Annotated in this window: 16 protein-coding genes; 7 read left to right on the forward strand and 9 right to left on the reverse strand. The window is 67.5% G+C overall.

Features of this window, described 5'->3' with window-relative positions:
- Positions 1 to 157: 157 nt before the first annotated feature.
- Positions 158 to 439, reverse strand: coding sequence for a hypothetical protein (locus AC3A6P_RS17790; protein WP_487692980.1), 282 nt, complete (start codon positions 437 to 439; stop codon positions 158 to 160).
- Positions 440 to 504: 65 nt separating this feature from the next.
- On the opposite strand from AC3A6P_RS17790, the gene AC3A6P_RS17795 reads away from it, so the two are divergent.
- Positions 505 to 1,161 carry an HhH-GPD-type base excision DNA repair protein gene (locus tag AC3A6P_RS17795; protein ID WP_487692981.1) on the forward strand — a complete coding sequence of 219 codons (657 nt, stop codon included), beginning with the start codon at positions 505 to 507 and terminating at the stop codon, positions 1,159 to 1,161.
- A gap of 49 nt (positions 1,162 to 1,210) precedes the next feature.
- On the opposite strand, the gene AC3A6P_RS17800 is transcribed toward AC3A6P_RS17795, so the two are convergent.
- Together AC3A6P_RS17800 and AC3A6P_RS17805 are read right to left on the reverse strand one after the other, a co-directional pair.
- Positions 1,211 to 2,296, reverse strand: a complete 1,086-nt coding sequence (locus AC3A6P_RS17800; protein ID WP_487692982.1) for an Rv1157c family protein — start codon at positions 2,294 to 2,296, stop codon at positions 1,211 to 1,213.
- A gap of 29 nt (positions 2,297 to 2,325) precedes the next feature.
- Entirely contained in the window at positions 2,326 to 2,874 is a 549-nt protein-coding gene (locus AC3A6P_RS17805; protein ID WP_487692983.1) for a hypothetical protein, read from the reverse strand.
- Between the two features lie 234 nt (positions 2,875 to 3,108).
- Here AC3A6P_RS17805 and AC3A6P_RS17810 point away from each other — a divergent pair, with 234 nt between their 5' ends.
- Positions 3,109 to 4,305 carry a mannosyltransferase gene (locus AC3A6P_RS17810; protein WP_487692984.1) on the forward strand — a complete coding sequence of 399 codons (1,197 nt, stop codon included), beginning with the start codon at positions 3,109 to 3,111 and terminating at the stop codon, positions 4,303 to 4,305.
- On the opposite strand, the gene AC3A6P_RS17815 is transcribed toward AC3A6P_RS17810, so the two are convergent.
- A complete protein-coding gene (locus AC3A6P_RS17815; protein ID WP_487692985.1) occupies positions 4,283 to 4,567 on the reverse strand; it encodes a 4a-hydroxytetrahydrobiopterin dehydratase in 285 nt (94 codons plus the stop codon). The genes AC3A6P_RS17810 and AC3A6P_RS17815 overlap by 23 nt on opposite strands.
- A gap of 40 nt (positions 4,568 to 4,607) precedes the next feature.
- Here AC3A6P_RS17815 and AC3A6P_RS17820 point away from each other — a divergent pair, with 40 nt between their 5' ends.
- Entirely contained in the window at positions 4,608 to 4,997 is a 390-nt protein-coding gene (locus AC3A6P_RS17820; protein ID WP_487692986.1) for a (deoxy)nucleoside triphosphate pyrophosphohydrolase, read from the forward strand.
- Between the two features lie 69 nt (positions 4,998 to 5,066).
- Here AC3A6P_RS17820 and AC3A6P_RS17825 read toward each other — a convergent pair whose 3' ends face one another.
- Positions 5,067 to 6,614 carry a PE-PPE domain-containing protein gene (locus tag AC3A6P_RS17825; protein ID WP_487692987.1) on the reverse strand — a complete coding sequence of 516 codons (1,548 nt, stop codon included), beginning with the start codon at positions 6,612 to 6,614 and terminating at the stop codon, positions 5,067 to 5,069.
- 109 nt (positions 6,615 to 6,723) lie between these two features.
- Positions 6,724 to 6,996, reverse strand: coding sequence for a hypothetical protein (locus AC3A6P_RS17830; protein ID WP_487692988.1), 273 nt, complete (start codon positions 6,994 to 6,996; stop codon positions 6,724 to 6,726).
- A 263-nt stretch (positions 6,997 to 7,259) separates the two neighbouring features.
- Here AC3A6P_RS17830 and typA point away from each other — a divergent pair, with 263 nt between their 5' ends.
- Together typA and AC3A6P_RS17840 are read left to right on the forward strand one after the other, a co-directional pair.
- Positions 7,260 to 9,197 carry a translational GTPase TypA gene (typA, locus tag AC3A6P_RS17835; protein ID WP_487692989.1) on the forward strand — a complete coding sequence of 646 codons (1,938 nt, stop codon included), beginning with the start codon at positions 7,260 to 7,262 and terminating at the stop codon, positions 9,195 to 9,197.
- Positions 9,198 to 9,294: 97 nt separating this feature from the next.
- On the forward strand, positions 9,295 to 11,184 hold the full coding sequence (locus tag AC3A6P_RS17840) for an ABC transporter family substrate-binding protein (RefSeq protein WP_487693007.1): 1,890 nt from the start codon (positions 9,295 to 9,297) through the stop codon (positions 11,182 to 11,184).
- 72 nt (positions 11,185 to 11,256) lie between these two features.
- Here AC3A6P_RS17840 and AC3A6P_RS17845 read toward each other — a convergent pair whose 3' ends face one another.
- The gene (locus tag AC3A6P_RS17845; protein ID WP_487692990.1) at positions 11,257 to 14,457 is read right to left on the reverse strand and encodes a hypothetical protein; all 3,201 of its coding nucleotides are present in this window, start codon (positions 14,455 to 14,457) and stop codon (positions 11,257 to 11,259) included.
- Positions 14,458 to 15,280: 823 nt separating this feature from the next.
- Positions 15,281 to 16,555: a chloride channel protein gene (locus AC3A6P_RS17850; protein WP_487692991.1), complete on the reverse strand. Its 1,275-nt coding sequence runs from the start codon at positions 16,553 to 16,555 to the stop codon at positions 15,281 to 15,283.
- A 73-nt stretch (positions 16,556 to 16,628) separates the two neighbouring features.
- Between AC3A6P_RS17850 and mshB the strand changes: the two genes are divergently transcribed.
- Both mshB and AC3A6P_RS17860 read left to right on the forward strand, forming a co-directional pair.
- A complete protein-coding gene (gene mshB / locus AC3A6P_RS17855) occupies positions 16,629 to 17,519 on the forward strand; it encodes an N-acetyl-1-D-myo-inositol-2-amino-2-deoxy-alpha-D-glucopyranoside deacetylase (protein WP_487692992.1) in 891 nt (296 codons plus the stop codon).
- A 272-nt stretch (positions 17,520 to 17,791) separates the two neighbouring features.
- Positions 17,792 to 18,271: a hypothetical protein gene (locus AC3A6P_RS17860; protein ID WP_487692993.1), complete on the forward strand. Its 480-nt coding sequence runs from the start codon at positions 17,792 to 17,794 to the stop codon at positions 18,269 to 18,271.
- 8 nt (positions 18,272 to 18,279) lie between these two features.
- Here the strand turns inward: AC3A6P_RS17860 and AC3A6P_RS17865 are convergent, their stop codons facing one another.
- Positions 18,280 to 19,890, reverse strand: a complete 1,611-nt coding sequence (locus tag AC3A6P_RS17865; protein ID WP_487692994.1) for a hypothetical protein — start codon at positions 19,888 to 19,890, stop codon at positions 18,280 to 18,282.
- Positions 19,891 to 20,217: the final 327 nt, after the last annotated feature.

Genomic DNA, 20,217 nt, shown 5'->3' on the forward strand with positions numbered 1-20,217 from the left:
GCGCTCTCAAGCTCGCAAGTTCTGTGAGGGCTGTTCGCCCTCACCTAATAGGAAGGTGACACTTGAGCCGTTCTCCCGCGATTTGTGACCGAGACGACAAAACCCCCGACGCGCCGTAGCGGTCGGGGGTCTGGCCATACCAGGGGCCAGGCTGCGGTCACGGCTCCCAGAGAGTCAGCTCTCCGGTGCCGTACATCAGATCTGGGTCAGCAGCCACATGCGCGTTGCCGATCGGCGTTGCGCCGTCTAGCCATTCGAGCACCGGCCGGAACTTCTCACTGTCAGTCCGCAGCAGCGTGCTGCGGTAGACGTACCGCCACGACTCGCCGGTCTCGGCGTCGGTGAGCCTCCCTGCGTACAGCCAAGTCGGGTCGCAGATGTCCAGCTCCGACAGCTTGCCGTCGAACAGATCCACCATTGCTTTGGTCTCGGGTGCCACGTCTAATCTCCTCTATGTGTGATGCGCGGACTCGATTGTCCGCGCTCTATGTCGAGAGGTGACATGTGACTCCGAAGCTCTGCCTGACGCAAGATCCCGAGGCTGACGAACTTCTTTCGGTCAGTCCGTTTGCTCTGCTCACGGGTATGTTGCTTGATCAGCAGATACCTATGGAAGTGGCATTTGCTGGTCCAAAGAAGATCGCAGATCGTCTCTCTCGTAATCGTGTTGGCACCTCTCAGCAGTTCCCCATGGAGGCGGCGTTCGCCGGGCCGAAGAAGATCGCCGACCGGATCGGCGCCGTGGACGCCGAGCTGATTGCCGGCTACGACCCGGACAAGTTCGTGGCGCTGTGTTCGGAAACTCCTGCCATCCACCGTTTCCCGGGCTCGATGGCCAAGCGGGTGCAGACGCTGGCGCAGCTGATCGTCGACGAGTACGACGGTGACGCCGCCGCCATCTGGACCGACGGCAATCCTGACGGCCGCGAGGTGTACCTGCGGATCAAGCGGCTGCCCGGTTTCGGTGACCAGAAGGCGCGAATCTTCCTGGCGCTGTTGGGCAAACAGTACGGCTTCGACGGCCCGGGCTGGCGTGAGGCGGCCGGTGACTACGGTCCCGACGGCACCTTCAAGTCCGTCGCCGATGTGCGTGACCAGGAGTCACTGGACAAGGTGCGTAGTTACAAGAAGGCGGCGAAAGCGGCCGCGAAGGCCAAGTAACGCGAAAAGCCACGTGCACCCGGCACGTGGCTTTTCGGGGCGGCAGCTCTTATGGGACGACGGTCGAACCGATGGTCGGCATGAACTGGCACTGCTTCTCGGTGGTGGTCACCTGGCCGAAGATCGTCGAGATGATGCTGCCCGATCCGGTGTCGACGATGGCGGTCAGCGTGGTCGGGCCGTTGGCGTTGATGTCCGGCCGCGGCTTGAGTGTGGCGCTGCCGGACTTGCCCGTGGACAGGTTGACCCACGTGACATTGAGCGGCAGCTTCTGCACCTCGGCGGGGCCGGCGGTACCGACCGCGGTGAACACGTACGCGGTCTGACCCGCGCCGGGGCCCGGCGTCGGGATCTTGGCCGGTCCGGCCACGGAAATGGCTGTGGCGAGCGAGTTTCCACCGTCGGCCAGGCAGCCGTTGCCGATCGAGGGGTACATGAAGTCCTGCGTCGGCGGGGCGTCGACACCGAACGCGGCCGCCGCCGGGCTCGGTGGGCCGGCGGCCGGCGCCGGTGCCGGTGCCGGACCCGCCTCGACCATGACCGCCGCCTCCGGTGCCGGTGCCGCAGCCTGAGCGACGGGTGCCGCTGCCACCGGCTCGCCGGGCAGATGCGCCACCGGGGCGGTGGGCACCTCGGGGGCGGTGGGCTGCGGACCCACCGCGTGTGCCGGGTCGACACCGGGCGGCAGGTGCGCTTCGGCGCCGGGCACGATGCCGGCCGGCGGCAGATGCTGGGCATCGCCGCCAGCGGTCGGCACCGGCGTGGGGAGAACCGCCCCGCTGGGCAGCGGGATGCCGCCCGGTAGGGACGCAGGCAGCAGGGACGCCGACGCCGGATTCGAAACGAACTGGCTCACCGCGGCGGCCAGGTTCTGGGAATCCGAGGACGCCGCGGAATTACCCGCGAACGCCGACGCCGCGGCCATCAACATGGAGGCGGCGTTGTTCGGGTCGGCGGCCGCCTGCTGCACAGCGGGACTCAAGGATTGAACAGCCGACAGTCCCGGTGCCTGGAGGCCGTCGATCGGTGCGGGTACGGGCATCGGAGCCGGTTCCGCAGCGGCGACGCCGCTGAAGAGCAGTGCAGCCGACGACCCGACCGCGACGGCGGTGGTGGCGAACAGCGTCCGTGACATGGTGGCAGTCCAATCCTGGAGGTGATGGGTCAGGGCAGGGCGGAGACGGGGAACAGGGTCCCCAGACCGGCGCCGACCGGGGCGGCGGGCGTGGGCGGCTGCACCGCGCCTGGCACGGTGGTGGAGTTGCCCAGGATCGGGATGCCGGCCGCGGAGTTCCCGGCCGGGATCAACGAGGTCAGGTTCGGCGGCAGCGAGACGCCGGCCGGCATCGGCACACCGGGGATACCGGGAACGCTCAGTGCCGGCGCCGCGGCGTCGGCCACCGGCAGAGCGCCGGGAGTGCTGGGGACGTTCAGCGACGCGGTGGCCAGCGGAGGCGCGGCCGGGGCAGGTGCCTGCGCCGCGCCGAGTGCGGTCGGGACCGCCGTGAGCAGCGTCTGTGCGGCCTGGATGGCGCCGGTCGGGTTGGCGACGAACTGCTGCAACATGTCCATGCCGGGTACGGCGGGCGCTGGTGCCGGGGCCGGCGCTGGTGCTGGTGCCGGCTCGGCGTTGGCGGACCCCGCTGTCAGCAGCGCGGCGGTCGCCCCCGCCGCGATTGCGGCTCCGGTGAACAAACTCCTGATCCGAGACATGGCTCTCCCTACTTGTCGTTTCGGTATGAGCCCGAAGGTAGCCGTGTTGCTGGTGTTACTCGAGTGACACGTGTGGCATTTATTCAACCGTTACGGGAGCGTTGGACAGAGGTGACCCGGGCCGCGGCGTGTCGGCCGGCCCGCATGGCTGCGCCCGCGCCGCAACCCCCCCCGCGCCCGCGCGCTCACACCGAGCAGGGCGTCGCCGTCGATAGAGTCGGGCGGATCAACCACATGACTGACAGCCGACCGAGCTCCCGACTGACCGCGCTGGCACCGCTGCTCCTGGTGCTGAGCATCGCGGCGCGGTTGGCGTGGACGTATCTGGTCCCCAACGGCGCCAATTTCGTCGACCTGCACGTCTACATCGGCGGCGGTGACGCGGTAGACGGTCCCGGCGCGGTCTATGACTACGTCTACGGCGAGCAGACGCCCGACTTCCCGCTGCCGTTCACCTATCCGCCGTTCGCCGCGGTGGTGTTCTACCCGCTGCACCTGTTGCCGTTCTGGTTGGTGGCCCTGGGCTGGCAGCTGGGAATCATGGCCGCGCTGTACGGCGTGGTGCGCGTCAGTCAGCGGTTGCTCGGGACCGACCACGATCGGCGTCTTGCGTTCGTGTGGACGGCCGCGGCGATCTGGCTGGAACCGCTGCGCAGCACCTTCGACTACGGCCAGGTCAACGTGCTGCTGGTGTTGGCGGTCCTGGTCGCGGTGGCGAGCAACAGGTGGTGGCTGTCGGGGCTGCTGGTCGGTGTGGCCGCCGGGATCAAGCTGACCCCAGCGATCAGCGGCCTGCATTTCCTGGCCGCCCGCCGCTGGGGTGCGGCGCTGTTCTCCGCCGTCGTCTTCTTCGCCACCATCGCGCTGTCCTGGGTGGTGATGGGAGCCGAAGCAACCCGGTATTTCACCGACCTGCTCGGCGACGCCCAACGGGTCGGTCCCGTCGGGACGTCGTTCAATCAGTCCTGGCGAGGCGCCGTCTCGCGGATTCTCGGTCATGACGCCGGATTCGGCCCGCTGGTGCTGGCGGGCATCGCGCTCACCGCGGTGCTGGCCTGGTTCGCCTGGCGCGCGGTCGGCGCCTTCACCGATGACCTGGACCGGCTCGGCTCGATTCTGGTGGTGAGTCTGTTCGGCCTACTGCTGTCGCCGATCTCCTGGACTCACCACTGGGTGTGGCTGATCCCGCTGATGATCTGGCTGCTGCACGGGCCGTACCGCGCCGTGCCCGGAGCCCGGACGCTGGGGATCGGGTGGTTGGTATTGACCGCCGTCGGTGTGCCGTGGCTGCTGAGTTTCGCCCAGCCCACCATCTGGGAGATCAGCCGGCCCTGGTATCTGGCCTGGGCAGGGTTGGTCTACCTGGTGGCGACGCTGGCCACCCTGGCGTGGATCGCGACGCTGCGGGTCAGGTTCCCACGATCCCGTTGATATCGCGGGCCATCTCCAGGTCCTTGTCGGTGATACCGCCTTCGGAATGGGTCACCAAAACGAAAGTGACTGTCCGCCAGCGGATGTCGATATCCGGATGGTGGTCCTTGGCTTCCGCGTGTTCGCCGACGCGACGCACTGCGTCGATCCCGTCGAGAAATGCGGGGAATTTGATGGACCGCCGCAGCGCGCCGTCGGAGCGCTCCCAGCCGTCGAGCTCCTTCACGGCGGCGTCCACTTGGTCATCGGTCAGCACAGCCATACCCCGACCGTACGCGGTGGACCGACTACCGTCACCGGGTATGCCGACCCAGATCGTTGTCGCCGGTGCGCTGATCAGCGCGGGCCGTCTGCTGGTGGCGCAGCGGGTCCGCCCTCCGGAGCTGGCGGGACTGTGGGAATTGCCGGGCGGAAAGGTGGGGCCGGGGGAGACCGACGCCGAGGCGTTGATCCGTGAGCTGTACGAGGAACTCGGGGCCGACGTGGCCGTGGGTGATCGGATGGGTCTCGACATCTCACTCTCCGAGACCATGATGCTGCGGGCCTACCGGGTGTATCAGACCGGCGGCACGGTGGCGGCCCACGATCACCGCGCCGTGCGATGGGTGTCCCGGGCCGAACTGCACGAGCTGTCCTGGGTGCCGGCCGACACGGCCTGGTTACCGGATCTGGCTGCGGCGCTGGCAATTTGAGACTGACCTCAGTCGACAGAAGTAGCCAAATCTGTCGACTGAGGTCAGTCTCAACTGCAGAGCATGGGCTCAGGCGGCGTCGGCGGTGTCCTGGCCGCTGTGCTTGGCGTGCTTGCGGGAACCGACGCGGTCTTTTGCGGAGTCGGCCTTGTCACCGCCGGCCTGGTCCGAGTCATCCTTGTCGCTATCAGCCTTCTCGCTCTTCGTTTCTGCGGGCGTGGCCTCGGGCTCCTTTTCCGAGGCGTCCGCAACGGCTTCGGTCTCGGAATCCGGCGCAGCGGCATCCTCGTCCTTGACCTGGGTGACGTCCCGCTTGGTGTGCAGTGGGGTGGATTCCGCCTCAAAGGCGGCCCCATCGCCGGTTGTGGCGTCGTCGGTTGTGATTTCGTCGCCGACGGTGGCCTGGCCGGCTTCTGCTGCAGATACCTTCTGCGCCGGACCTGCCTCGGCAACCGCGGTGTCCTCTGACTTGTTGTCCAGCAGCGTTTCCGGCGGTGCGGGCACGATCCACGTCGGCTCGCCGCGCAGACCCGCGAGCATCTGATTGATGCCCTGCGGAATGGCCTTGACGAGATCGACCGCCAGGGTGATCGGGTTGAAGACCGGGATCAACCGGAACCCGGTGGTCGCGCCGTAGGGGATGTCGCGGTTGTACCCGGTCTGCTCGATGAGCACCCGCAATGCGGGTTCGATCAGGTCCGCCAGTGGTTTGAGACCGATACCGTGCAGCGGTGCCACCAACGGCAACACCGTCGGGGTGACGGTGATGTATTCGGTGTCGCCGTACTCCTGGACGTCCACGAGGTCGGGATACAGCTCGGGGTGGTCCATCAACCACTGCCACTGCTCGGTGGTGTAGCCACCCGGGGTGCCGTCGGGTGTGGCCGCCGTCGGGTACGGGTAGGTGCCGTGCACGTATTCGAAGCCCAGGATCGCGTTGAGCATCGCCAACGGATTGGTCACGTACAGCGGGGCGTCGGCGATGATGTCCCACTTCATCGCGATATCGGTGGTCTTGATACCGGTGTCGGTGGGCATCGACGGGCCGAACGGGAATTCCACGATCGGGAACGAGAAGTTGAGCAACCGGGTGTTGAGGCCGCCGTTGGGACGGGAGACGTTACCGATGGCGACGAACTCGATCTGCGCCTTCTCCTGGTCGGACAGCTCGGCCAGGGCTTCCTTCTGGAAGGCCAGGATGGCGCCGCTCTGCGAATAGCCGAACAGAACGAGGTGGTCGTCGGTGCCGAGCGCCTCGAGTTGCTGCTCGACGGCCGCACCGAACAATGAGGTGCCCTCCACGATGGACTGTTTCCACGTCAGGGCGTCCGGGCCGCCGTACAAGGGCCACGCGGTTTCGGGGGTGTACACCGCCTGCAGATCGCAGGTGGTCGGGTCGGGTGGCTGGCAGGCCGTGTTGGGATAGATGTAGTACTGCGCGACATTGGGCACGTAGCCGGGGAAGTCGTCCGGATTGGGTCTTCCGGTGCCGCCCATGATCAGGGCGGTGGTCGCCGTCAAGCTGACGGCGGCGGTGGTGACCGAGCCGATGGCCAGCGCCAGGGCCGCGAGCACTGCGACGGCGGTGACCGCCAGGCTCCGAATGAACGCACGCATGCCGGCCACTCCAATCCGCCGACCGCAGCGTCGGACTGTGGGCATGCTCGCACACCGTCGCGGTACCCGGCGGCGAAATCCCTCAGATGTCAGAGACGTTCGTCGCTGGTCAATACCGGAGCTGGTCGCCGACCACCCGCGGCGCTGAGGCCTCACGCCGGTGATGGGCCGCATAGAGCGGATGCATCAGGACCGGGTGCCGGCAATGCGGGCAGGACTGCCGCGGCTGGTTCGCGCCGGAGAACGTCAGATGGTGGCATGCGCCACACCGCACGACGTAGAAAGCGCCGATCCAGTTGAGCAGTCCCAGGTAGATGGCGAGCGTCGCGGCCAGGGCCAGGACGACGATCACCGTGATGGTGAGTACTGCGAAAACCGTCATGATCTCCAACCTCCAGCGAGCCTGAGACGGATAGGTTCAGGCTACTCGTCATACGAGGTCAGGTGACGTTTTCAGGCCTTTCGTGCGCGTTTGAAAACCTTATCGAGTTCCTTGCCGTGGATACCGACGAGTTCGGCCTTGCGCACCTTGTGCAACACCAGCGGGCACTTCTTGCAGCGGGGTTTGGACCGGCAGCATTTCTTCTTCGGTTTGAGGCCGGCGTACTTGCTGGAAATCAACAGTTCCTTTCCTCGTTTTCGCGAATGCTGACCCGCACTGCGAGAATCATCGACGTGGATTCTCGCCCCAACTTTAGAAACGTCGCGATCGTCGCTCACGTCGACCATGGCAAGACGACTCTGGTCGACGCCATGCTTCGGCAGTCCGGCGCGCTGAGCCATCGGGGTGATGACGCGATCGAACGCCTGATGGACTCTGGTGACCTGGAGAAGGAAAAGGGCATCACCATCCTGGCGAAGAACACCGCCGTCCATCGGCATCACGCCGACGGCACCATGACCGTCATCAACGTCATCGACACACCGGGCCACGCGGACTTCGGCGGTGAAGTCGAGCGCGGCCTGTCCATGGTGGACGGTGTGCTGCTCCTGGTCGACGCCTCCGAGGGCCCGCTGCCGCAGACCCGCTTCGTGCTGCGCAAGGCGCTGGCCGCGCACCTGCCGGTGATCCTGGTGGTCAACAAGACCGACCGCCCGGACGCGCGCATCTCCGAGGTGGTCTCCGAGAGCCACGACCTGCTGCTCGACGTCGCCTCCGATCTCGACGACGAGGCGCAGAAGGCCGCCGAAGAGGCGCTCGGACTGCCCGTCCTGTACGCCTCGGGCCGCGCCGGCATCGCCAGCACCACCGAGCCCGCCAACGGCGAGAACCCCGACGGCGAGAATCTCGACCCCCTCTTCGACGTCCTGCTCGAGCACATCCCGCCGCCGCAGGGTGATCCCGAGGCCCCGTTCCAGGCCCTGGTGACCAACCTCGACGCGTCCGCCTTCCTGGGCCGCCTGGCGCTCATCCGCATCTACAAGGGCCGCATCCGCAAAGGCCAGCAGGTGGCGTGGATGCGTGAGGTGGACGGCCATCCGGTCATCACCAACGCCAAGATCACCGAGCTCCTGGTCACCGAAGGGGTGGAGCGCACCGCCACCGACGAGGCCGTCGCCGGCGACATCGTCGCTGTGGCGGGCATGCCGGAGATCATGATCGGCGACACCCTGGCCGACGTCGACCACGCCCACGCGCTGCCGCGCATCACGGTCGACGAACCCGCCATCTCGGTGACCATCGGCACCAACACCAGTCCGTTGGCCGGCAAGGTCTCCGGGCACAAGCTCACCGCGCGGATGGTCAAGTCCCGGCTGGACTCCGAACTGGTCGGCAACGTGTCGATCAAGGTGGTCGACATCGGCCGTCCCGACGCCTGGGAGGTGCAGGGCCGTGGTGAGCTGGCGCTGGCCGTCCTGGTGGAGCAGATGCGCCGCGAAGGATTCGAGCTGACCGTCGGCAAGCCCCAGGTGGTCACGCAGACCATCGACGGCAAGCTGCACGAACCGTTCGAGGCCATGACCATCGACTGTCCCGAGGAGTTCGTCGGCGCCATCACGCAGCTGATGGCCGCGCGCAAGGGCCGCATGGAGGACATGACCAACCACGCCGCCGGGTGGGTCCGGATGGACTTCATCGTGCCCAGCCGTGGCCTGATCGGGTTCCGCACCGACTTCCTGACGCTGACCCGCGGCACCGGCATCGCCAACGCGGTGTTCGACGGTTACCGTCCGTGGGCGGGGGAGATCCGGGCGCGGCACACCGGTTCGCTGGTGTCCGACCGCACCGGGCAGATCACCCCGTTCGCGATGATCCAGCTGGCCGACCGCGGGCAGTTCTTCGTCGAGCCGGGGCAGGAGACCTACGAGGGCCAGGTCGTCGGGATCAACCCGCGCGCCGAGGATCTCGACATCAACATCACCCGCGAGAAGAAGCTGACCAACATGCGCAGCTCCACCGCCGACGTGATGGAGACGCTGGCCCGGCCGCTGGAGCTCGACCTCGAGAAGGCGATGGAGTTCTGCGCCGAGGACGAGTGTGTCGAGGTGACCCCGGAGATCGTCCGCGTCCGCAAGGTCGAGCTGACTGCCACGCTGCGCGCCCGGGCGAAGTCGCGGGCCAAGGCCGCGGCGAAGAGCTGATCGGGTGCGTCCCGGCGCCCTCGATACCCTGAAGGACGTGCCGAGCCGCTCACCGATCAGGTCTGCCCTGTTGTGGAGCGGCGTGGCGTTGTCGGTGATGCTCGTCGGCGGGTGCACCGTCAGCCCGCCGCCGGCCCCGCAGAGCACCGAAACCACCGAGAGCACACCACCCCCGCCGCCGAAGGCGACCCAGATCATCATGGGTATCGACAACATCGGTGCGGGGTTCAACCCGCATCTGCTGTCCGACCAGTCGCCGGTGAACGCGGCCATTGCCGCGCTGGTACTGCCCAGTGCCTTCCGTCCGGTGCCCGATCCGGCATCGCCCACGGGGTCGCGGTGGGAGATGGACACCACCTTGCTCGAGTCGGCCGAGCAGACCGACGTCGACGGCGAGTTCACCGTCACCTACAAGATCCGCCCCGAGGCGTCCTGGACCGACAACGCACCGATTGCCGCCGACGATTTCTGGTACCTGTGGCGGCAGATGGTCAGCCAGCCCGGCGTCGTCGACCCGGCGGGCTACGACCTGATCACCGGGGTGCAGTCCATCGACGGCGGCAAGACCGCGGTGGTGACGTTCTCTCAGCCGTACCCGGCGTGGCGTGAACTCTTCAGCGACATCTTGCCCGCGCACATCGTCAAGGACGTGCCGGGCGGCTTCCCCGCCGGGCTGGCGCGCGCCCTGCCGGTCACGGGCGGTCAGTTCCGCGTCGACACCATCGATCCGCAGCGCGATGAGATCCTGCTGGCCCGTAACGACCGGTTCTGGGGGGAACCGGCCACCCCCGATCAGATCCTGTTCCGCCGCGCCGGAGCGACTGCGGCACTTGCTGATTCGATCCGCAACGGCGATACCCAGGTGGCCCAGGTGCACGGCGGGGCGGCGGCTTTCGCCCAGCTGTCGGCCATCCCCGACGTGCGGACCGCGCGCATCGTGACGCCACGGGTGATGCAGCTTTCGCTCCGTGCGCAGCAGCCCGCACTCACCGACACCCAGGTGCGCAAGGCCGTTCTGGGTCTGCTGGACGTCGATCTGCTGGCTGCCGTGGGCGCGGGCAGCGACAACACGGTGACGCTGGCGCAGGCGCAGGTGCGCGCCCCGTCGGATCCCGGTTATGTGCCGACGGCACCGCCGGCCATGACACAGGTGGCGGCGCTGGCGCTGTTGGAAGATGCCGGCTATGCCATCGAGCCCGATACGACACCCTCGGCCACGCCCACACCTTCGGCGGGTTCTCGGACCTCGACCACACCCGCGCCGCCGCCGGTGATGACGCGCGGCATCATCAGCAAGGACGGTGAGCAGCTGTCGCTGGTGATAGGCGTCGCGGCCAACGATCCGACGTCGGTGGCGGTGGCCAACACCGCGGCCGATCAGTTGCGCAACGTCGGTATCGCGGCGTCGGTGTCCGCGCTCGATCCGGTGGTGCTGTACGGAGAAGCGTTGGCGGAGAACCAGGTCGACGCCATCGTGGGCTGGCACCGCGCCGGTGGTGATCTGGCGACGTCGCTGTCGTCCAGGTACGGGTGCCGGGCGCTGGAGCCGGTGCCGCTGTCCACCTCGCCTTCCCCCACCTCGCCTTCGCCCACCCCGTCCCCGTCGGGAACCCCGACACCCTCACCGACACCCTCACCGACCCCGTCGGGCACCGGGACCCCGAGTGAGACGCCGACGGCCACCACGTCCTCGGGGGAATCGGCGCCCGACTCCGACACCCTGGTACAGGCGCCCTCGAACATCACGGGTCTGTGCGACCAGAGCATTCAGCCGAATATCGATGCCGCGCTTGACGGTACGACACCCATCGACGAGGTGATCACCGCCGTGGAGCCGAGGCTGTGGAACATGTCGACGGTGTTGCCGATCCTGCAGGACACCACCATCGTCGCGGCCGGGCCGTCGGTGCAGAACGTCAGCCTGACCGGGGCGGTTCCGGTGGGCATCGTCGCCGACGCCGGCGAATGGCTCAAGCCGCCGCAATAGTTCGCGCCCACAACAGAGTTCGGCCCCCGCTCGCTTGCGCGAACGGGGGCCGAATCATCTACCCCTCGTCGATCACTCGGAGCTGGAGTCCGACTTCTTGCTGTCGGACTTGTCGCTGGAGCTGGACTTGCTGTCGGACTTGTCGCTGGATGCCGGCTTGCTGGAAGCCGAATCGCTGTCGGACTTGTCCTTCTTGGTGTCGTCCTTCTTGGTGTCGCTCTTCGCGTCGTCCTTCTTGGTGTCGGTCTTGGCGTCGTCCTTCGCATCCGACTTGGAGTCAGCGCTGCCGCCGGCGGCGGGATCGGCGCTCTCGCTGTCGGATTCGGAGGCTGCGGGCTGCTTGACACCGAGGGCGTTCTCGACGTTCTCGCGCACACCGGCCAGGCTGCTCTCGATCTGCTGACGGGTCTGGTCGAACCCGTCGGTGATCTGCTTGCCGAGCGCATCGAAGCCGGCCTGGGCCTGCTCGATCGGTGTCTTCACCGCTTCCTCGCTGCCCGGGGTCGCCGTCTCCTCGGCGGCGGGCTCGGCCACCGGTGTGGCCGCGGCCGTCTCCTCGGTGGCGGTCTTGGCGGGAGCGCCCGGCGTGGCCAGAGTGAAGACCTGGCCGACCCCGAGACCCGAGGCGCTGGACACGTCCGTCGAGGAAGCGCCCGCACCGGCCTCGACGTCGACGTCGGCATCCACATCGACACCGACACCGAAGTTGAACCCGGCGGCGAGCTGCGCTGCAGCGGCGGTGATTCCGGTGACCAGTGCCTCCAGCGAGTTCTGGCCGTTGGCGATCGCCGTGGCCGTGGTGTCGCGGAAGGCGACGACGACGGCGGTGGCCACCTCGCTGAAGTTGTTGATGGCCGCCTGGATGGTGGCACCGGTGTAGTTGGCTGCCTCGACGATGGACTCGCCGACGGTACCCACCGCGCCGACCACATCGCCCAGGCTCGGCAGGCCCTCCAGAGCCGCCGACAGCGACGCGCTGATCGAGGCACCGATCTCAGCCGAGATGTTGCCCAGCGCCGCGAAGGCGTCGGCACCGAACTGGATGGAGCTCTCGATGCCGGCCACCAGGTTGGCACCCAGATTGGCCAGCACGGGGCCGATCTGGCCGAAGGCGTTGGTGAGCGCCTCGACGAACAGCTGCGGTGACGGGAACAGCTCGAGCACGGCCTGGAAGGAGGCCGCCAGGTCGCCGCTGATGCTCACGACGCCGTTGATCAGCGACTCGAACGCCTGCGCCCCGAAGCCGATACCGGCCTCGATGACACCGGCCAGATCCGCAGACAGGTTGGCGATCGCTGCGGAGGCGGCCGCGGCGATGAACTCCACACCGGGGATGAAGCCGGCGAAAGCGTCGGAGAACGCGGCCACCAGCTCAGCCGGGGTTGGGAAGCCGTCCAGCACCGCGCCGAAGGTGGCGGCCAGGTCGGCGCCGGCGTCGATGAGTGCCTCCGCGATGGCCACCGGGTTGAGGATCTCGGCACCGGTGATGAAGGCGTCGAGCGCCAGTTCCAGCGCAGCGCTCAGCGGCACGTTGATCGCCGCGAACGCGTCGATGAAGGCGTCGAGGAACAGCTGGGGGGTCGGGAACGCGGCGATCGCTGCCGAGAAGGCGGCATACAGCGCGCTACCGGTATCGGTCAGCCCGTCGATGAGGGCCTGGAAACCGGTGCCGCCCAGAGCGATACCGCTTTCGATGGCGGCGGTCAGCGCGGCCGACAGATCGGCGAGCGCGGCGACACCCGCTGCGGCCAGGGCCTCGAAGCCGGGGATGAACGCACCGAAGGCAGACCCGATGACCGCCACCACATCGGCGGGCGTGGGCAGGCTCTCCAGGACGGACTCGAACAGACCCGCCAGCTGGGCGCCGGCGTTCACGAAGGCCTGCGCGATGTTGGCCGGGTTGAGGATTTCGAGACCGGCCGCGAAGGTGTCGAGGGCGAGCTCCAGGGCCGCACCCAACGGAGCGCTGATGGCACCGAACGCACCGACGAAGGCGTCGATGAACTGCTGCGGGGTCGGGAAGGCGGCGATGGCGGCGGCGAACGCGGCGTACAGCTGGCTGCCGGCGTTCTGCAGGCCGTCGACGATCGCGGCGAGGACGTTGCCGCCGAACTCCAGACCGTTGGCGAACACGTCCGACAGTGCGGCGGACAGGTTGGCGATGGCGGTGGCCGCAAAGCTGGTCAGGTCGGCGAACCCGGGCAGGATGCCGGCGAGCGCGTTACCGAAGGCCGCGATCAGGTCGCCCGGTGTCGGGAAGCCTTCGAGGACCAGGTTGAAGACGGCGGCGAGGTTGCCACCGGCGGTGAGCAGGGCCTCGACGATGGCCGGGACATCGAGGTCGAAGCCCAGGCTCAGGGCCACGTCCAGCGCGACGTTGAATGCCGCGGCCAGGGGTGCGTTGACCGCTGCGAGCACATCGAGGAAGACGTCGACGAAGGCCTGCGGGTTCGCGAACGACGCGATGGCGGCGGAGAACGCCTCGGCGAGCGCGCTTCCACCGTTCTGCAGGGCTGCCACCAGGACGTCGAAAGCCGAACCGCCCAAGTCGATTCCGGAAGCCAGCGTGGCGGCCAGGGTGGTGACCAGGTTGGCCAGGGCCTCACCACCGTCGGTCACCAGTCCGCTCAGGGCGGGGAACGCGCCGGAGAGTGCGGTGGCCACGGCGGTGGCGAAGGCGGCCGGCGACGGGAAGTTCGCGACGGCGGCATTGAACGCGGCGGCCAGATCGGCGCCGGCGGCCAGGAGTGCTTCGGCGATGGCTTCCGCGTTCGCGCCGATGCCGAGATCGATGACCGCCTGCAGGGCGACCTCGAGGGCCAGCGACAGGTTGAGATCGACGGAGGCGAATGCCGAAACAAGCGCATCGATGAAGGCTTGCGGAGTCGGGAAGGCGGCAATGGCGGAGTCGACCGCGGTCGCCAGGGTGCTGCCCTCGGCCAGGAGGCCGTCGACCACGGCGCGGAAGGCGGTGCCGCCACCGGCGACACCGGCGGCCACGGTCTCGCTCAACGCGGTGCCCACGTCGCGGATCGCGGTACCGGCGGCGATGGCGCCGGTCTCGACGCCTGCGCCCACCGGGGCGATCGCCTGCTGGGCGGCGGCGATCAGGTCGGCCAACGACGAGAGTGAGACATCTTCGAGCACTGCGACCAACCGGTCACCGCGGAGCGCAAGGTCCGACGGCACAACCTCGATTGGCGCGAGCGTGATGGCGGTGGCCCCCACAACGGCTACACCGGCGGTCAAGTACGACCGAATAGCAATATCCATGACATCCCCTGGCTGAGATCAAGCGAACCCGACGCAGCAAAAAGCTACCTGAGAATGGACTGAGTAACAAACCCATCTCGAGAAGAGTTTTCTCGCAGCGCGCTTGACACTCGTTGAGTTTGCTCGGCGCGACTGCGTCCGAAGGTAGCTCTGGACAGGAAGCTGTGAGTCGGCTATGCCCGCCGGCAAACTTCAATCGGCGTCTGCCAGTTTCCTGGATGCCCGCAGTTGTTTACCTTGGGCAAGTAGCTGGAAGACCATCTTTCCGGGTAACTTCCTGCCGAGCTGCGATCGACGTCAGCGATAATATTCGCCTGAGGCGACGTCGCGTGGCGGGTGTGGCCATACCGGACCCGCGAGAAGCTCCTGTGGTTCGACCAGCGGCCCGCTCTGGCAACGACATGACAGTCGAGCCCATCCGACCAGGGACTTCGCTGGCGATTACGTTGACTAGGTAAGAATCTCGGTGATCGGATCGCAGTCTTGATCGGCGCGTCGGACGCCGGTGTGTCGCGCGATCCGGGGGTATCAGGCGTTGAGCTGTGGTCGTGACCCCTTCTGAAGTGCCCGAAAATCGCTGGTTTGAGAATAAAGGGAAGTGGGTACCGGTGTGCCGAGATTCTGGTGATTGCCCGCAGAGATCCCAGCACAGGGGGAATGCGGGCATCTCCCACCCATTTATTGTGCGCGAGCTGGGCTGTAACACTTTGCTTCCGAGCGACGATGTAGTAGCTAGATAACGACTTGGTGACGACGTGTTTGACGCCAACGTAAAACGGTTAATCACCGAAACTTAGCGAAACCTGAGCGTCCAGCTAACTCTTCAGGACGCGTCTTCTAGCGTTGTGCCCGCTGTCGGCCGCGCACCGCGAGCAACCGGAACCTGTCGGTTCACGAGGGTGTGCACCCCGTAGGCGGCGGCAGCGGCGGCCATGAACACGGCAAGAATCCACCAGGGCGGGCGCGCCAGTTCCCAGACGAACAGTGCGGCCCACAGTGGTGCGCGTTGTGTGATGGCCAGAATTGCGGCTGCGCAGGCGAGGGAGATCGCAGGCACGCTCAGTGTCCACGGTGTCCAGGTGTTGACGGTGATCGCGACCAGAGACCCCAGGGCCGCACCCGTCGCCAGAGACGGCGTCAACAGTCCGCCCACCGCGCCGGCCCGGAGGTAGGCCGCTGTCAGCAGCGGCTTGAGTAGCAGTATCGCCGCGGCGCCGGCCAGGGTCATGTCGCTGCTCAGGGTCACCGTCAAGATGCTCTTGCCGTTGCCTGGCAGCTCGGGCCACCAGTGTGAGCAGATTCCGATCAGCAGCCCTGCGCCCGCGATGGCCGGTATCAACAGCCACGACGTGGGCAGCTGGGCGGGGCGTGCCGCCCGCATCAGCCGGTTGAAGACGCTGCCCACCGCCCAGGTCAAGGGCGCCAACAACACCGCCACGGCCACCAACAGATAGGACACGTCCGGATCGGGCCACGGCAGGGGAGTGGCGTCATGAGTCACCGCGGAGGCGACGGCCACACCGAGGCTGGAGGTCAGCAAGGCGGTCCCGAGCACCCGAGGCTGCCAGCTGTGCAACAGGATTCGTGATGCGAACAACGCGCCGCCGAGCGGCACACTGTAGACCGCACCCAGTCCGGCGCCGGCCGCGCAGGCCAGCAGGATCTCCCGGTCGCGTGCGGTGAGTGACCACCGGGACGTACCCAGGTCGCCGAGGGCGGCCGAGAACTGCCGCGGTGCACCTTCGCGGCCCAGCGAGGCTCCGGAGCCGACGACCAGCACCTGCAGTCCCGCATCGACTGACAGCGTGATGCGCGGAATCCGTTTGCCTCCCTTGATCACATCGGTGAGTTCCGGAACCGCGGTGCGGCGGCGCAACAGCCACCACCCCGCTCCGGCCAGTGCGCCACCGATCACCGGGCCGGCAACCCGGCGCAGTGGACTGCTGTCGCTCACACCGTCGAGCAGCGAGCCGAAGGAGTAGTGGAAGGCCAGGTGTTCGATCCAGTGCAGCAGCACGGTGGTGGCCATGCCCGCCACTCCGGCGAGCAGGCCGATCACGATGACAGCGCATCCGTATTCGACGTGACGTCGCCTCACCGCCTGAATGTAGGCGGAGTGATGTCGTCAGCGCAGCAGACCGGGGGATCTGCCGCCAGGCTAGGGTGGGCCGATGCAGCCAGACGAGGCCCCGCGGTTGTTGTTCGTGCACGCCCACCCCGATGACGAGAGTCTCAACAACGGTGCCACCATTGCGCACTATGCGGCCAAAGGCGCCCGCGTCCATGTGGTGACGTGCACGTTGGGCGAAGAAGGCGAGGTGATCGGCGACCGTTGGGCTCAGCTCGCCGTCACCCATGCCGACCAGCTGGGCGGCTACCGGATCTACGAATTGACTTCTGCCCTGGCGCATCTGGGCGTCGAGGCACCCGTGTTCCTCGGTGGCGCGGGCCGCTGGCGGGACTCCGGAATGGCCGGCGTCGAACCGAATTCCAGTAAGCACCGCTTCGTCGATGCCAATGAGCACGAAGCCGTCGGCGCCTTGGTGGAGATCCTGCGGACCCTGCGGCCTCACGTCGTCGTCACGTATGACCCCGCAGGGGGATACGGACATCCCGATCACATCCGCGCGCACCAGATCACCACGGCTGCGGTGGCCGCGTGCGGCGGCGCCGAGTATCCCGGCGAGCCGTGGACGGTGCCGAAGTTCTATTGGACCGTCATGTCGCGCAGCGCGTGGGATGCGGCGTTCGCCACGCTGCGCCCGGAAGATCTGCAGCCGCACTGGCAATTGGGACTCGACGAACGTGAGCTCGGCTACACCGACGATCGCATCACCGCGGTCGTGGACGCCACCGATACCGTGTCGGCGAAGGTCGCCGCGCTGGCTGCGCACGCGACCCAGGTGGTGGTCGGGCCGACGGGCCGGGCATGCGCGCTGTCGAACGACCTCGCGTTGCCGATCACCGGCGAAGAGCACTACGTGCTGGTGTCGGGGACCCCAGGCGCGGTGGATGATCGAGGCTGGGAGAACGACCTTCTGGCAGGCCTGTCGTTCGGGTGAGATTCGGCGAGGCCGCCCCCTCTACGGCCTCGCCGGAAAAGCACGTCGAACGCCACCTGTGTGCCTGAAGTTACGGCGTTGTGCAGCAGAAACAACCGTCCGCCGCCCAGTCGCGTAGGTGGAGGCGTCGATTCGGGTAATGACTACTTGCGCACATGGCGCCGCGGGTGCGCGGTAAGCTCCCCGAAGCCGGCACCTACGGAAGGGACGACCGTGGACCAGGATCTGGACCCCAACCTGCAGCACTGGCAGGACCGTTTCGACAATCTGCAGTGGGTCATCGGGTCGTTGTCCGGCCTGCTGGACAGCATTCCGACCTGACCGCCGGCACCGTCCGCTCCGCGTCCGATGGGGACCTCGGAGCGGCTGAACCCTCGATACGGGTCGTTGTACTGATCCTGCTCGCCGTGGACGGCGTGTTGTGCGCCGTCGCCGCGGCCCTGCTGCTTCCGTTCCGAGTGTCGGGTGTGCCCCTGCCCGTCAGCGCGTTGGTGGCCGGGGCGATCAACCTGGCGCTGGTCTGGGCGGCGGCGTACTGGGCTCCGTCGAATCGCGCTGCGGCGGTGCCGCTTTGGACCTGGTTGGCGACGGTCGCCGCGTTGACGTTCGGCGGTCCCGGCGGCGACATCGTGTTCGGGGGCACCGGCGTGCTGGCCTATTCGGCAGTGCTGCTGATCCTGTTCGGCGCCGGGCCCGCGGCGTTCTGGCTCTGGGTGCGCAGTCAACGCCGGCAGGTACCGCCGAAACGGTGACTGCCGGCTCAGTCCGTGCTGTCGGCCGAGCCGCTCGTGTCCTTGCTGGTGTCCGAATCAGCGGACGTGGCCGAGTCGTCGTCCCCGGAGGTCTCGGATGCCGGTTCGTCGGTCTTGTCGGTCTTGTCGGTGGCGCCAGCGTCGGTCTTGTCCCTCCCGGACGTGTAGCTGCTGGCGCGATCCCGCTTGCCGACCCGCGGCGCATCCTCGGCGTCCCCGTCGTCGGCGGCCTGCGTCTCGTCCGGTTCGGTGGTTTCGGGGTCCGTCGTCTCGGGCTCTGTGCTCTCCGGCTCCGTCGTCTCCGGCTCGATGGTCTCCGGCTCGGCGTCGGTGACCTCGTCCGTGGTGTCCGCAACGACGGTCTCGACCTCGTCGCTGGCGGCCGAATCAGTGCGCAGGGGAACCGAACCGAGCTGACCGGACGGCACCAGGCCCGCCAGTGGGCCGAGGACGTCGCGCAGCGCCTCGGGAACGGTGAACCGGATCTCGTCGGGCGGGCCCTGCGGCAGGTCCACCCGCGGACTGGTGGTGTGCGGAACCCAGACACCGGTGAGGTACTGCACCTGATCGAGGGTGAAGTTCCTGACGGCGTCGAAGGCCGCGCCGCCGTGGGTCTGCACCGAGAGCAGCGCCGTGTAGAAGGCGTCCTCCAGGGCGGGGGCCAGGCCGTCCTGCACCGTGTTGGCCACCAGATCGTTGGCGATGTCGATCAGGTCGTTGGCGAATTCGGCGAGTGTGTTGCCCCCGGTGTGGATCAGGCCCCAGACCTCGTTGAGTTGGAAGTCGGCCACCCCCACCAGCGGCAGCCAGGAGAATCCGCCGAGCACATTGCTGACGAACCCCACCCCGCCGTCGACCACCCCTGACGGTGGGTACCAGAGATTGACCAGGCTGTGCGCCAGGCCCGCGGCCACATCGGACACCGCGGTGACGGGGCCGCCGATCAGGCCGGGCAGCAGCGCCTGCGCGGCGACATCCGTGGGCGCGGCCAGGCTCGCCTCCACGGCGGTGGGGAACGGCGGCCACGGCGGGATCGGGGGCAGGGGCGGCAGCCAACCGAGGAAGTAGTCGATGACGAGGTTGATCTCGTTGATGCCCGCATTGAGCAGTGACGCCACCGCGGTGTAGGCGACCGCACTGAGTCCGTCGGCCCACACCGCGAGGTTCAGCGGATCGTTGAGCACCGGGTCCACCAGGTCGTAGACGATGCTGTCTGTGAAGTCGATGAACGGGGGATAGAGCGCGTAGATCTGATCGGAGATGTAACCGCCGAACGGAATCCAGCCCAGCGCCCACGGGGCGAGTTCCAGAGCAAAGTAGTCGGTCCACTCGAGGATGCCCTCGTACACCCAGTCGACGAAGTCCGAGGCGGCGTTCTGCACTGCCACGTCCCCGACGGCCAGGGGCATGTCGAGTTCGTCGGCGATGGCGTTGATCTCGGTCAGTGCCGACGCCACATCTCTCGGGGTCAGCGGTGCCACAGCGGCCGTGAGCTGCACCGGCGCCGAAATCTGGGGCACCGGTTGTTCCGGGACGGGCCGCACCGGCGCGACGGCGATAGAGCTCACAGCCAGGGTGCTCACCCCGGCGATGAGCATCGAACGAAGTGACACACGCATAACCGCTCCCCAGGTGACAGGCTCCAACCAGCGAAGAACTTACGTGGGCGAAAGGCGCTGTGCAGTGCTTTCAGTGCTGATGCGCGTGTCGCCGGCGGTTGACACACGTCCCAGCCGGCCGGTTCCGGGGGCTTTCCGGGGGCTATTGTGGCGGTCGTGGCTGGTGCCCCCGTTCCAGATAGTGAGACGCCAAGGATGAACTGCGATCGCATCGCGGTTACAGAGGAGTGGCTCTGAACCAGCAACACGGCACTTTCCTGCCGAGTCCGGCCTTTCCTACCCGTGAGTCCGAGGCTGCGAGGCCCAGTTCAGCGGCGATGCGCCGGG

Source organism: Mycobacterium sp. Soil_C_30 (assembly GCF_057656995.1).